Origin of the sequence: Shewanella nanhaiensis (assembly GCF_019457885.1) — a bacterium.
Lineage (GTDB): Bacteria > Pseudomonadota > Gammaproteobacteria > Enterobacterales > Shewanellaceae > Shewanella > Shewanella nanhaiensis.
Genome location: NZ_JAHZST010000005.1, coordinates 245,188 through 258,837, shown reverse-complemented (window position 1 = coordinate 258,837; position 13,650 = coordinate 245,188). Strand labels below are relative to the sequence as shown.

Below are 13,650 nucleotides of genomic sequence, written 5' to 3'. Positions count from 1 at the left end.
AAATAGCTCTTGATGAGTTAAATTGAAACATCCACTAAGTAATGACCTTGAAGCCAGTTACGTCCGATGAGTAACTTGTTACTCATCTTGCTTCTGTCTCTGAGATTGACCTTAACTTTATATTCCTGACCTTTCTCACCTATGGTTAACTCCACCATATATCGTACTTCACTGCCCTGAGCGTTACGAATAAGGGATGTTTCAACAATCATGGCATGGACGCGCTTTGCCTCTCCCTTCTCATTTTCTGTGGTGAAACTTAAGGTTTTACCTAGATTTTTCTCCATATCATCAACGCCACCCTCGACGTGAAGATCCACAGCATGAAGAGAGTTTTCAACCGCGCCAGTATCGATACGTGTTTTAAACATAAGTCCAGTTTCAACAATACTAATTGGGGCCACAGGACCAATTAGCTTCTTATCTGAAACATCGACGATATACTTACCTTTTAACCAGTTACGCCCTATCAACAGCTTATAATCCATGTGGCTGCGATCCCTTAGGTTCACTTTCACCTTTCGCTCAGCACCTTTATCACCAACATGGAGCTCAACCATATAACGTGTCTCACGCCCTTGAGAGTTACTTACCGTTGATGTTTTAACAATCTTTCCCTTTAAACGTTTCTTTTCACCCGCTGCATTTTCAGTGGTGAACATGAGCATTTTGCCCACGTTATCTTTCATCTTCTTAGCACTGCCACCTTCCACTTCAAGATCATAAGCATGCAGAGAGGTATTTCCAGCGCCAGTGTCAATTCTTGCTTCGAAATTTAAGCCCGTTTCAGTCACGAACATATGGGCCGTAGGACCTATAATGGCTTTATCTCCAGCCCACGCAGCTGTCGTCATAAATAAAATACAAAAGCCAATAATTTTAACCATTTCGGTTCCTTCTTTGAATTACGTGCCACCATACTAACAAACAAATAAAAATGCCGACACAGAGTCGGCAGATTAAATTTTCTTTATAAAATTAATACCAATCACTACCAAGCTGTAATTGCTAGGCAAGAATTTAGCACTTTTAAAGCAAGGTCATTAATGAGTTCTGTGTTGAATGAACTCACAAGGGGATAACAGATTAGGACTCTTTCATCCAGTGTGTGGCTTCAGAAGCCTCACTTCGCGCAAAAACTTTAACAGGGCATGGGATCATATAAGCTAAGGTATTTGCCATACCTGCGACCAACTGACTGTCAGTGATAATCGCTACACGGTAAAAATCATTCAGGTGAAACAGACCTATTTTTGCATCATCCCAAAGCGTGCCTACAGTCACTCCTTCAAACTTATCGTCAAACTCATACCACAGTTTGATGCTGGCATGATCTTTCAGCTTATCTTCAATAACAGGCATTAGTTGCTGATCATAATCTTTACCTGTCACAACACCTGTTGCTCTAATGGCAACTGTGTCATGGTCAAAACCATTTAACAGTTCAAGCATAGCGCGCTCCTTGCTCAAAAAAATAGTCATCGTGAAAAGGGTAGATTAGCCTGACATCATTTTCACCTCGAGGAGTGGATCTATTGCCGCTTGGCTCGCTAAAAGGCTTAGATGTCATATAGAGTAGACCTAAATGCAATAGTCAAAAAAAATGACTGCTTACTAAACCAGTAGTTTAGCAATCTCTTGATCAAACAGGTTTTTAATTAAACCTGAAAACTCTGTGATAAATGAAACCTGCTCAGGTGTGACTTTTTGATGAGCGACGCTTGCTAATATCTCTTCAAGATCATAAACGATAGCATCTACCTCCCTAATCACTTTATTTCTCTGTGCAAAGTTTAAGGATGGATTTTGTCCACACACCATAATGATCTGTGCAGCAAGCTGCTCTTCAAACAGCTCTAAAACGGTATCATCAGTCAATGACTCATCATGCTTGCCTTCAAAGAGTGACAAATGCTCAGTGAGAAATTGAATTAGGTGCGTATATCCATCTTTATCGGTAACCATCTTTACCTCTATGCTACTACTCATTAAGAGCATGGTTGATGCCATGCTCATTAGCCAGTTTAATTGTCCTTTTTTTAACTTTTAATACCATTTAATGGTTATTACAACCGAAAAACGCTAACGGGTTAAGTTTAATATAAAAGATACTGGCACTGAATGACCGATAGAGGTCAGCCCAGCAATTTCACGAAGCTTCTCAACTCCAGTAGAGAGGCCAAATTGCTCAGCATTAATAATCACAGGCTGACTACTGAGCACTAGTACCTCTTTTTCGCTCAGCTTAACCACACTCACTCTCATAGGCACCATTTGCTCTTTACCATGGAAAGAGAGTTCGGCATTAAGCTGCATCTCACTGCGAGAGCCAACCGACATCTTGGTTAATATGCCAGGTGAAACTTTCGCCTTAAGTTCCAACTTAGGAAATGACTCCACCTCAAACAAGATCTCTCTCATGCGCGTATCACGGATCTCTATGTTGGTCCAAACGCTTGCCAACTCGACCGAGAGTGTAAACTCCCCTTTCTCATTTAGACTGCCTGCAAACTGTTTAAACTCATGTACCTCAGAAACATTCACCTTTTTTGTGGTAATAAAATTGATCTCAGAGCTCTGATTATCGATGGTCCATGGAGCTGCCGACGTCATAAAGCTTACAGTCCCAAAAACTAGGGCTATCAATGTTCGTTTCATATCAGTTCCTAAATAGATTCAGAAATAGTCAACACAGTATATGAATCAAACACGGAGAATGTAAATGAGAATGAATTAATTGAGCTTGTTTTCATCCCAATAAAAAAGGGACTGTATTCACAGTCCCTTTTAATAGTCTTTACGGCGCTAAGCGAGAGATATCCCAGCCCGACAGCCCTTTATCATAGAGAAAGCGATCATGAAGTCTGCGCTCCCCACCTTGCCAAAACTCCATACTCGATGGTTTGACGAGATAACCCCCCCAAAATTTAGGCAGGGGTACTTCACCTTTATTAAACTTCGCCTTCATCTCGGCATACTTAGTTTCAAGCACTTGCCTTGCTGAAATTTTACTCGATTGCTGTGATACCCAAGCGGCTATCTGACTCTCTTTCGGTCTAGTGATAAAATACTTCATCACATCAGCCGTCGACAAAGCTTCTGCTTCACCGGTTATCGCCACTTGGCGCTCCAAAGAGTGCCAAGGGAACAGTAAGCTCACTTTTGAGTTATGGGCTATCTGCTGCGACTTACGGCTCTCAAGATTAGTGAAAAAAACAAACCCCTCTTCACTAAATCGCTTCAATAACACAATACGTTGAAAGGGTTGCCCATTCTCATCCACTGTTGCAATGGACATGGCGGTGGGATCGCTCAATAACTCAGAGTCCCTCGCTTCCTCCATCCATTTAGAGAATAAACTCATAGGTTCATCAGGCAAAGCATCTCTGTGGAGATCACCTAATGAATACTCTCGTCTGATATCACTCAGCTTTGACATCTATCTTTATCCTCTATCCATGGGAGCAACAGCTTAACTCAGGTTATTTATTACGTTTGTTTGATTCAGCCCATACGTGCAGCATCTCAAGCCCTAGTGTTGCACCGGCTAACGCTGTAATTTCAGCATTATCATAAGCAGGCGCAACTTCAACCACATCCATACCCACAACATTCACACCTGCTAAACCACGAATAATTTTCATCGCTTTATCGCTGGTAATGCCGCCGCAAACTGGGGTGCCAGTACCTGGCGCAAAAGCGGGATCTAAACAGTCAATATCGAACGTGATATATAGAGGAAGATCGCCAATACGTTCAATAATTTGAGCCACTATCTCATCAGCACTAAGATCGTTCGCAGTCGCAGCATCAATGACCTTAAAAGCATGATCATCTCGATTATACTCAGTACGTATTCCTATCTGAATAGAGTGGTCAGCATCGATAATACCTTCATTAGGGGCATGGAAGAACATGGTGCCATGATCATATTTACTTCCTTGGCTGTATGTGTCTGTGTGGGCGTCAAAGTGCAGTAACGCCATCTTTCCGTGAGTCTTATAGTGAGCACGAAGCAGGGGTAACGTAACAAAGTGGTCGCCACCGAAGCTGAGCATCGCCTTACCTGAGGCCAAAATCGCGGTCGCGAAATCTTCAACTCTCTGGGTAAAATCAGCTGAATCACCACAGTCATAAACCAGATCGCCCGCATCAACAATACTAAGATGATCACTTAATTTGAAGTTCCATGGCCAGCGCGTCTCTTCCCAAGCAAGATTTACCGAAGCCTGACGTATTGCGCCAGGTCCCATACGGCCACCAGAGCGTCCAGTGGTTGCCATATCAAAAGGCAAACCTAAAACCACCACGTCGGCATCACTCTTTAAAGGATTGAAATCTAATGGCTGTCTTAAATAACCAAATGCATTGGAATAAAGAGAGTAATCGGGCTTGTCAGCAATTGTGGTCATAAAACCTCCGTAATATTATAAAGTTAAACTTACAACAGTTCAGGCTGCAACAACTCACTATTTAGCTGTTGATACTGGTTGAACTGTACTGTTTCATTGTTATTGATCGGCAGAGCACAACTGGCTACCGATACAAAAGGGGGAAATCCATCCGTTATAACCTGGCGGTTAAATCCAATCACATCCCAGCTTTGTGGGTTTAATTTATTCAACAATGCGGAGAATATATTGAACGGATAGAGTTCAAAGTGCAAATTTGTTTCTATGCTCACGTATGAGCTTTGCTCCTGGGGGGTAATATGGATCGTCATATACTTATCCTCCCATAAGCCATTTATCGAGTAACCAAAAGGGGTAAAAAGATGGTCATCGAAGCGAAAGTCTGGAAATAAGTTCTCCAGTTCAAGCAACTCACGGATCCCTTCACAGCTCTGTGCATCGCTCCTAAGATAGTCAGCCACCTCGCCCTTGATATGGTACATCAAAAGTTCACTGTTGGATTTGACCTTCAGTGGCTGAGTTTGAGGAGCTGAGGTGAAAATATAGTGATGATGAGTATCTAGATGACCCACCCGGTATGCTGAACCGGACAATTTTGTTCTGAGTCGTGACAGATCTTCCCCAAAATTGCTGGTTTGCAGATGAGAGAGATATTCACTCTTACGCTGATAACTCACAGAGGCTATCGCAGACTCACCCAGTTTATCGACGAAAAAGATCACGCCATCCACTAAGGTTGTCGTTCCGCAGGTCAACATCAAAAACTTATCATCCCACACGAACAGGCAAGACTCACTCAGCAGGTACGCATCACAACACTCATTACTCATCTTGGAGAGTATTTCTGCGTCAGCGCAGGCCACCACATCGCTCCAAAACTGCTCATCGAGAAGACGTAATGAACAAGTTGCGGGTGATACTAGCACCTCGACTCTTTTTTCTGACCCTTCAAAAAACATCTGTAGGCTTACCCAATATCAGGCCCCTAGGGGCCTGATCTAACTTGATACAAATAAGCTAAGCGTTCATGGCAGCTTATGAGAAATCTTCAAGATAGGTATACCCTTTTAAGCCCAACTGCAGCTCTTCGAGTATATTCGCTCTCTCATCTTCCTGAATATGCTTATTCACTAGCTCCTCATAGGTACGCATAAATGAAACGGCATCTAAGTTAACGTACCTAAGCACATCCGCGACGGTATCACCAGCCAATACTGATTCAATATTGGTTCGGCCATCATCATCGAGACGGATCACAGCAGAGTTAGTATCACCAAATAGGTTATGCATATCACCTAAGATCTCTTGATATGCACCCACAAGGAAGAAACCTATCAAATAGGGGCTCTCTGCGCTCCAAGCTGGAACAGGCAGTGTTGTTTCAATGCCTTGACCATCAACATATTGATCAATCGTACCGTCTGAGTCACAGGTGATGTCTAACATCACAGCACGGCGCTCTGGCGCTTTGTCCAGACCAGAAAGTGGCATGATCGGGAACACCTGATCGATCCCCCACGCATCTGGAAGAGATTGGAACAGTGAGAAGTTAACAAAGAACTTGTCGGCTAACTTTTCTGTCAACTCATCGATGATCGGACGATGGAAGCGGTACTTACTGCTCATGACGCCTTGCAGCTCATGACAAACCCTTAAGTTCACCTGCTCTGCCCATGCTCTGTCAGTCAGTGATAGCTGTCCTAAAGCGAACAGAGAGTGTACCTCGGTCAGATCGCTCTGGCAGTCATGGTAGATCTCAATCAATGCTCGTTGATCTGCTCTGCCACTGATCTCATTCCAAGAGTGCCACATGTTATGCAGTAACTGAGGGGCATCTTCAGCTGGCGGCTGAATATCTTCAGGCTTATAAGCTTCAGTACCAATCACATCTGTTATTAACACTGCGTGATGCGCAGTCAAATAGCGGCCTGATTCAGAGATAATTCTCGGCATCGGCTGCTCATACTCATTACAGATATCGGTCAATACACTAACGATATTGTTCGCATATTCCGTTAAGCCATAATTCATGGAACTAGAGCTCTGGCTACGGGTGCCATCATAATCGACAGCTAAGCCACCACCCACATCAAAACACTTTACGTTCGCACCTAGCTTTTGCAGCTCACAGTAAAAACGACCCGCTTCACTCACGCCCTGGCGAATATCACGAATGTTGGCAATTTGAGAGCCTAAGTGAAAATGCAGTAACTGGAGTGAATCAAGCATCTCTTCGCTCTTAAGCGACTCAATTACCGTCAATACCTGAGAGGCTGACAAGCCAAATTTAGACTTCTCACCACCACTGGCTTGCCACTTTCCTTTACCTTGAAACGCAAGGCGTACGCGTAAACCCAGACGTGGAGTCACGCCCAGCTTTTTTGATTCCTCTAATACCGTTTTTAACTCAGAGAGTTTCTCGAGCACGATATAGACTTTATGACCCAGTTTTTCACCGATCAATGCCAAACGGATATATTCGATATCTTTATAACCGTTGCAGATGATCACTGAACTGGCTTTTTGAGCCATGGCCAATACAGCCATTAGCTCAGGCTTACTGCCCGCCTCTAATCCTAATTGAGGCACCTCTTTCTCGACCTGACTGGCCAAGATCTCCTCAACAACCGTTTGCTGCTGATTGACTTTAATCGGGTAAACTAACAGGTAGTCGGCTTGATATTGATACTTCTGTATCGCTTGGTTGAATGCTTGGCACAGACTATTCACCCTGTGGTGTAATATCTGTGGGAAACGTACCAGCACAGGCAGGTTAACCCCTGACTTAACCATATCTTTTGCCAGTTCGTTGAGCCCTATACTGCACTCAGGTCGAGTTGGATCTGGTGATACAGTTGCTTCACCTTCATCACTGATGCCGTAGAGTCCCTGACTCCAATAATTAACGTTATACCCTGTGCGGGCATCATTAATAGACCAATTACTCATATCATTAAACCTATAGTAGCCATAAGTGTGTGACCAACTTATCAATGATCACATCGATTTAGACCAAGACAAAAACGGTGCCTTTGAGTCTTTCTAAACTCATTTCGTCTCAATTTCAACCTAAGTAATAGGTTGAGGCAACAGTCATTAAACCAATAAAAATGGGGGCGCAATTAAACACCCCAAACGATGATTATGCAAGACTAATTATCACATCTTCAAGGTTAAGTTTTCGATTATCGGAGATAAACATTAACATGTAATTTTTTAAAAGTGGCTGCTAATGCTCTCTTTTTAGTCAAATACCTAAATTAGAGGTAAATCATCGCAAGATTATTACTCCTTTTTCCACTATAATCCGCAATCGAAGATACATTGTCAGCAATTGAGAATCACATGATACAAATAGGCAAAACCAGCAGACTTGAAGTCGTTAAAACCGTTGAGTTTGGTGTTTATTTAGATGGGCAGGAACTTGGCCAAATTTTATTGCCGACTAAGTTTATGCCAAAAGAGTGTAACCTTGGCGATCTAGTTGAGGTATTTATCTATCTGGACTCAGAAGATAAGCTTATTGCGACCACGCGTAAGCCTATCGCTCAAGTGGGTGAGTTTGCCTATTTAAAAGCCGTTGCAACGGGACCTTATGGTGCTTTCCTAGATTGGGGCTTAGAGAAAGATCTGTTGCTACCTTTTGGCGAGCAGCATAGAGAGATTGAAGAGGGTCGCTCCTACTTAGTCTACATCTATACCAATAGCGCCGATGAGCGCATTGTTGCCTCATCAAAAATTGATAAGTTTCTCGACAAAACACCGCCTCCCTACGATGCGGGTGAAGAGGTTAACTTGATTATCGGTGGTACAACGGATCTTGGTTATAAAGCGATTATCAATCACAGTCACTGGGGCGTTATTTTCAAAAATGAGGTGTTTCGCTCTCTCAGCTTTGGTCAACGAGTTAAGGGCTTCATCAAGCAAGTTCGTGGTGATGACAAGATAGATCTTATTTTGCAAAAAGGGGTTAAAGAGGAGCTTGATAAGCACTCAACCACCATTATGTTTAAGCTTAAACAAGCTGGTGGCTATCTTCCATTAAATGATAAGACCGATGCCGACACCATTTATGCCAAGCTATCAATGAGCAAAAAGGCATTCAAGAAGAGCATTGGCGGCTTATATAAGGCAAAACAGATCACTATCTCACCTGATGGAATACGCTTAGTCGATCAAGTTTAGTTCTATTTAAAGGGAACAGGCTAGTTATCAAGCAGTAAACTGATATCTTCACACTCCCTCCTTTGATTAGAAGCATGACTCTGTTATAACAAAGTCATGCTTTTTTTATGGGTTTCAAAACATGAATTTATCGCTTCACGAAGCTAGGATCATAGGTTGTCTTCTTGAGAAAGAGATCACCACACCAGATCAATACCCCTTGTCACTTAACTCTCTCACACTTGCCTGCAACCAAAAATCAAGTCGTGAGCCAGTGATGTCAATGACAGAGTCAGAAACACAATCGGCCATCGACTCTTTAATGAAAAAGCGGCTTGTCACTGACCAAACTGGTTTTGGCTCCCGTGTGACTAAATACAAACACAGGTTTTGTAATACTGAGTTTAGCGATCTTCAATTCTCACCAGCACAATTTGCACTTATCTGCCTATTACTCTTACGAGGTCCGCAAACTCCCGGTGAACTGAAGAGTCGCAGTGGACGCCTGCATCAGTTTGCCGACCTTAATGAAGTTGACAATGCACTATTAGCCCTTGCGCAAAAAGAACCAGTTTTGGTACATCAATTACCAAAAGAGCCTGGCAGACGAGACTCACGTTTCGAAGAGTTAATTTCAGATCAAGTTAAGGGGGAGTCTGTCCCTATAACTGAGCACAGCAGATCACAAAGAGAGACACCAAGTAAGCGTCAAGATGAGATGGATGAATTAACCCTTAGGGTATCTCAGCTTGAGTTAGAGGTTAAGACGCTCAAAGAAGCACTACAAGATCTTCTCGATTAACAATCGTTATGTAGGATGGTGAGTTATCGTCATATTAAGTTACGATATGCAGCTATTAACCCGCTAGTTTAGGTGTTAGGGTCATCTAGTTTGACTCGCTCTGGCGTTCATTATAATGAAAATAAGGGATCACATTGGAATCACAAACAAGCCCCGGTATGGTGAAAAACAGCCTCATACTGGCAAAATTTGAGCTCAAGAAGCTCCTGTTTAACCCTAGAGGGTTAATCTCACTGTTCGCGTTTTCACTAGTGTGGTTATTGATCCTTCTCTATCCAATTCGTAGTGCATCAAGCTTTCTTCTAACAGAAGAGTTCAGACAGCTTATTAGCGCCGTATTTGGCGAGAACTCAATCAATGAGCTCTTTAAATGGGAAGTCGCTGAGATGGCGGTATTTTGGATAGCAGCGCTCTATCTCTTTCCACTTTTTAGTATCTTTGTCTCAGCAGATCAGTTTGCTTCTGACAAAAGCAGAGGCACCTTTAGGTTTCTCTCATTAAGAACTGGACGTGACAGTATCTTCTTTGGTCGCTTTACTGGCCATATGCTGATCCAGTCACTTCTGCTCATCCTGACAATACTGGCCACGGTAATATTGGCAGCCTCCAGAGATATGTCGCTGTTGCTACCGGCACTTAGCTCTGGCGCACTGGTTTTCATTAATCTGTTTATCATCTTGCTTCCCTACACCGCCATGATGGCCATTCTCTCTCTGTATGCAAATACAGCGAGGCAAGCAACCATATACGCCATTCTGTTTTGGGCTATCAGTGCGATTATTATCGCTATCATCAATAGCCAATTGCCCTCCCTTGCCGAACTTATACAGTGGGTATTGCCTGGAGCGCAGCTCAGTATGATGATCAACACTCAAGGATTTGGCAGCTTTGTTTATGCTCCAATTCCATTGATTCAAGCGGCAGTACTGCTATTTTTAGGACGAAGTTATATGAATAGGAGTTCGCTATGAGCCTGATTAAATGTGAACAACTCAGTAAATCCTATGGCAGTAAGCTCGCGCTTAATAGCGTCTCTATTGAGCTAAATTCAGGCTCTCCCATCGCACTTGTTGGACCTAACGGTGCAGGTAAAACGACCTTATTTAGTTTGTTATGTGGTTATCTGTTACCCAGCTCAGGCAGCGTCACGATTCTAGGAGAGAAGCCAGGTAGTAGAGCCCTACTTGGAAAAGTATCCTCTCTGCCCCAAGATGCGACCTTAGATCCTAACCTCAATTTAATCACCCAATTTACGCTCTTTGGCACACTGCAGGGGTTAACAGCCAAGGCCGCAAAAGAGGAAGGACTGAGAGTACTCTCTCTCGTTGGACTCAGCGATGTCAGTGAGCAAAAACCGCAATCCTTAAGTCATGGTATGGGAAAACGGGCATCCATAGCTCAAGCCTTAATAGGCTCTCCTCAATTAGTTCTGCTTGACGAACCTACAGCAGGATTAGACCCTGCAAACGCAAAGGTGATTCGCGATCTGGTCAAAGCCCTCTCAACAGATATCACCTTCGTGATAAGTTCACACAACTTAGATGAGTTAGAGAAGCTGTGCGATCAAGTACTCTACCTTGACCAAGGTCAGTTGGGTCAATCTGTTTCAATACAGGAAAACTTAACCGATGAGTACATCACAGTGTCGATGCAATCTTGTGATAAAGCTCAGTTTGTCAATGAGGTTTCAAGCATTAATGGGGTTAACTCAGTGACACAGAAACAGGAGGATGAGTTTTTAATTCACTACTCCGCTAGTGATGTTATTGAGCTTGAAGTTCAACTTTTCCAACTCTTTTCGCAAAACAACTGGCGATATAGAGCGATACTTAAGGGTAGAAGCTTGGAAGATAAGCTCTTCTCTTAATCGTCTAGAGCACATCATTTAAGCTGTGTAAGCATCACTTCATGTGGTGCTTTTTTATGGCTTAACAATAGATTAGTTACACGCTAGCAAGACATCACCCAATTGATGTATCTCTTCGATGAGATCAATAAGGCTGGAGTGCTAATGCTAATTGGTGATATTTTTCAGGCAATAAAAAAGAGCTGCGATAAATCGCAGCTCTTAGAAATTCTTTTGGATTAGCTAGAAGCTAATCAAAGGCATAAGCTTAAACGACAGTAACGTTCTCAGCTTGTGGACCTTTCTGACCTTGAGTCACAGTGAATTGAACTTTCTGACCTTCGTCAAGAGTTTTGAAACCGTCAGAGTTGATTGCACGGAAGTGAACAAAAACATCTGGACCAGACTCTTGCTCGATAAATCCAAAACCTTTGTCAGAGTTGAACCACTTAACAACGCCAGTAACTTGAGACATGATATAAATCCTGTAACTTAAATAAAATATAGCCTAAACGGCAGTAGAGCTTGAAAATGCCGGCATTACTTATGTTAACAGGACGAACAAATCGTATTGGAACATGAAATAAATGCAACCTTCGAGCTGCATCCACTATAAATCATTCTGGGGGTATGTCAACAATCAAATCAAGGTAAAATCATCTTTTTATAGAGTTATCTGACGCTTGGTATTAGGATTTTCCGTCATAAAATAATGGAGTAAAAACTCAACAGCGTCAGCTCAATAAATAAACAAAAAAGTTTAAATTGCCTTAAAGACCTCTATTTTAAAGTCTAATTCACATTTAAGCCCCTCTTGCACCAATTGAGATTTCTGCTCATCGGTCAGTTTCCAACTGTATGGCGTCATATTGAGGAAGTGAGTGATATCGCTCTCATCCTCTAAAACCATTAAGGACGCTAAATTTTCCCTATGCAGTAACTCGAACCCTTGGATCTGACTGCTTTCACTCATATGCGGTTTAGGCTCAGCATATATCAACTGCTTTAACGCAAAGTGATGCTGCTCTCCCGCCGATGCGGTGATAAGTATGCCATCAGTTTTAACCACTCGCCTTAACTCCTCATCCAACGAAGGAGCATACACACGTAACATAAGATCGAAACTGTTATCCGCAAAGGGCATATCGAATGCACTGGCAACGCAAAAATCGATCGCCTTGTAACGCTTAGAAGCATACTTAAGCGCCGATTTAGAGATATCTAACCCTTTAAGATTGAACTCATTACTGGTTGACAGACACTCCTGTAAACGATGGCTGTAATAACCCTCTCCACAACCTATATCTAAACCATTTTTTGCAACTTTAGCATAGGTCTTAGCAAGCGCATTGATTCTATCGCTTAAGCCTTGGTAGTGCCCTTTATTGAGAAACTCTCTTCGAGCAAACATCATCTCTTTGTTGTCACCAGGATCTTTAGAACCTTTGTTCTGTACCGGCAACAAATTCACATAGCCCTCTTTCGCGCAATCAAACCTATGGTTACTTGGACAACACCAAGTTTTTTCTTGTAATAAAAGGGGGTGTTTGCATATGGGACACAGGTAATTCATTTTCTCTTCCATCGGGTTAACTACTCTTCATCTTTAATGAGCTGTTGAACCATTTCATTCGTTGCTGTCGTTGATAGCAGCCTATAATACTCTAACTGTCTCGATTGCAGATCATGTTTTTGGCCATGGTTAGCTGAGATTTGCCAATTTAATCGCTCCACAGAGTGATGATATTGACGAGACAACCACTGCTTCTTCCTCGTCAACTGGGCACTTAGATCTTGCACTTCATCACTCAATCTCGCTTGGCTGAGAACAGATACGCTTTCGCCAAACTTGATAAGCTTACCTCTTACCTTCTCTAATTCACTGATACTAAGCAGTAGCTGTTCACTTGAAAGTTCATAATTAACCCCTCTAGCCACTAAAGCTCTCGCTTCTAATAACTCCCTTGGCCCGTGAAATAGACGATTATCTTTTTCAAGAGATACCATCTCCCATTGAGATCCCCCCTCAAGCGAGAAATGAGCAAGCTTATCGAAAGAGAGTGTAATACTGACTCCACGTTTCAACTCTTGAGCACACATGCTCGGTGATACACCTAAACTTGAAAACAACCTCCAGCCTTGTCCGACAGAGCGAGACACCGATGGGGCCACTTCTGACTCAGATGAGGAGGTCTCGACATTAACACAGAGAAACGGGTGCAAACGCACCATAATAGAGAGCTCAGTCGGTGCTACAGAGACAACAATAAACTCGCCAATATGACCGTCCATCACTTGGAGCAAGCTAAAATCAGCCGTCGTTTCATGTAAGCTCACACAGAGCTTACACTGTTTATCGACTTTGATAATCTCAGGCTGAGTTAAGAAAGGCTCAAACATAGTACACCACCTTATTGTCGAGACGA

General features: G+C 42.7%; 15 protein-coding genes. 4 read left to right on the top strand and 11 right to left on the bottom strand.

The window, feature by feature from the left end; all coding sequences use genetic code 11:
* Positions 1–17: 17 nt before the first annotated feature.
* The 8 genes from K0625_RS09485 to speA form a co-directional block, all read right to left on the bottom strand.
* Complete coding sequence (locus tag K0625_RS09485; RefSeq protein WP_220109464.1) at positions 18–887, bottom strand: putative ATP-dependent zinc protease; 870 nt, start codon at positions 885–887, stop codon at positions 18–20.
* Positions 888–1,086: 199 nt separating this feature from the next.
* A complete protein-coding gene (locus K0625_RS09480; RefSeq protein WP_220109463.1) occupies positions 1,087–1,452 on the bottom strand; it encodes a SpoIIAA family protein in 366 nt (121 codons plus the stop codon).
* 162 nt (positions 1,453–1,614) lie between these two features.
* Positions 1,615–1,965: a DUF3802 family protein gene (locus tag K0625_RS09475; RefSeq protein WP_220109541.1), complete on the bottom strand. Its 351-nt coding sequence runs from the start codon at positions 1,963–1,965 to the stop codon at positions 1,615–1,617.
* A 117-nt stretch (positions 1,966–2,082) separates the two neighbouring features.
* On the bottom strand, positions 2,083–2,658 hold the full coding sequence (locus tag K0625_RS09470; RefSeq protein WP_220109462.1) for a YceI family protein: 576 nt from the start codon (positions 2,656–2,658) through the stop codon (positions 2,083–2,085).
* A 139-nt stretch (positions 2,659–2,797) separates the two neighbouring features.
* Positions 2,798–3,439: a pyridoxamine 5'-phosphate oxidase gene (gene pdxH / locus K0625_RS09465; protein WP_220109461.1), complete on the bottom strand. Its 642-nt coding sequence runs from the start codon at positions 3,437–3,439 to the stop codon at positions 2,798–2,800.
* 43 nt (positions 3,440–3,482) lie between these two features.
* Positions 3,483–4,412, bottom strand: a complete 930-nt coding sequence (gene speB / locus K0625_RS09460) for an agmatinase (protein ID WP_012324688.1) — start codon at positions 4,410–4,412, stop codon at positions 3,483–3,485.
* 29 nt (positions 4,413–4,441) lie between these two features.
* On the bottom strand, positions 4,442–5,371 hold the full coding sequence (locus K0625_RS09455) for an adenosylmethionine decarboxylase (RefSeq protein WP_220109460.1): 930 nt from the start codon (positions 5,369–5,371) through the stop codon (positions 4,442–4,444).
* Positions 5,372–5,447: 76 nt separating this feature from the next.
* The gene (gene speA / locus K0625_RS09450) at positions 5,448–7,361 is read right to left on the bottom strand and encodes a biosynthetic arginine decarboxylase (protein ID WP_064791542.1); all 1,914 of its coding nucleotides are present in this window, start codon (positions 7,359–7,361) and stop codon (positions 5,448–5,450) included.
* A gap of 396 nt (positions 7,362–7,757) precedes the next feature.
* Between speA and K0625_RS09445 the strand changes: the two genes are divergently transcribed.
* From K0625_RS09445 to K0625_RS09430, 4 genes are all read left to right on the top strand, one after another.
* Entirely contained in the window at positions 7,758–8,597 is an 840-nt protein-coding gene (locus K0625_RS09445; RefSeq protein WP_220109459.1) for a CvfB family protein, read from the top strand.
* Between the two features lie 121 nt (positions 8,598–8,718).
* Positions 8,719–9,378: a YceH family protein gene (locus tag K0625_RS09440; RefSeq protein WP_220109458.1), complete on the top strand. Its 660-nt coding sequence runs from the start codon at positions 8,719–8,721 to the stop codon at positions 9,376–9,378.
* Positions 9,379–9,536: 158 nt separating this feature from the next.
* A complete protein-coding gene (locus K0625_RS09435; RefSeq protein ID WP_012324683.1) occupies positions 9,537–10,349 on the top strand; it encodes an ABC transporter permease subunit in 813 nt (270 codons plus the stop codon).
* On the top strand, positions 10,346–11,245 hold the full coding sequence (locus tag K0625_RS09430) for an ABC transporter ATP-binding protein (RefSeq protein ID WP_220109457.1): 900 nt from the start codon (positions 10,346–10,348) through the stop codon (positions 11,243–11,245). Before K0625_RS09435 ends, K0625_RS09430 begins: the two co-directional genes overlap by 4 nt.
* A gap of 247 nt (positions 11,246–11,492) precedes the next feature.
* On the opposite strand, the gene K0625_RS09425 is transcribed toward K0625_RS09430, so the two are convergent.
* The 3 genes from K0625_RS09425 to K0625_RS09415 all read right to left on the bottom strand — a co-directional run bounded on the left by K0625_RS09425 (position 11,493) and on the right by K0625_RS09415 (position 13,624).
* Positions 11,493–11,699, bottom strand: a complete 207-nt coding sequence (locus K0625_RS09425; protein WP_012155714.1) for a cold-shock protein — start codon at positions 11,697–11,699, stop codon at positions 11,493–11,495.
* A 285-nt stretch (positions 11,700–11,984) separates the two neighbouring features.
* On the bottom strand, positions 11,985–12,797 hold the full coding sequence (gene rlmA, locus K0625_RS09420) for a 23S rRNA (guanine(745)-N(1))-methyltransferase (RefSeq protein WP_220109456.1): 813 nt from the start codon (positions 12,795–12,797) through the stop codon (positions 11,985–11,987).
* A 20-nt stretch (positions 12,798–12,817) separates the two neighbouring features.
* Positions 12,818–13,624 carry a hypothetical protein gene (locus K0625_RS09415; RefSeq protein WP_220109455.1) on the bottom strand — a complete coding sequence of 269 codons (807 nt, stop codon included), beginning with the start codon at positions 13,622–13,624 and terminating at the stop codon, positions 12,818–12,820.
* Positions 13,625–13,650: the final 26 nt, after the last annotated feature.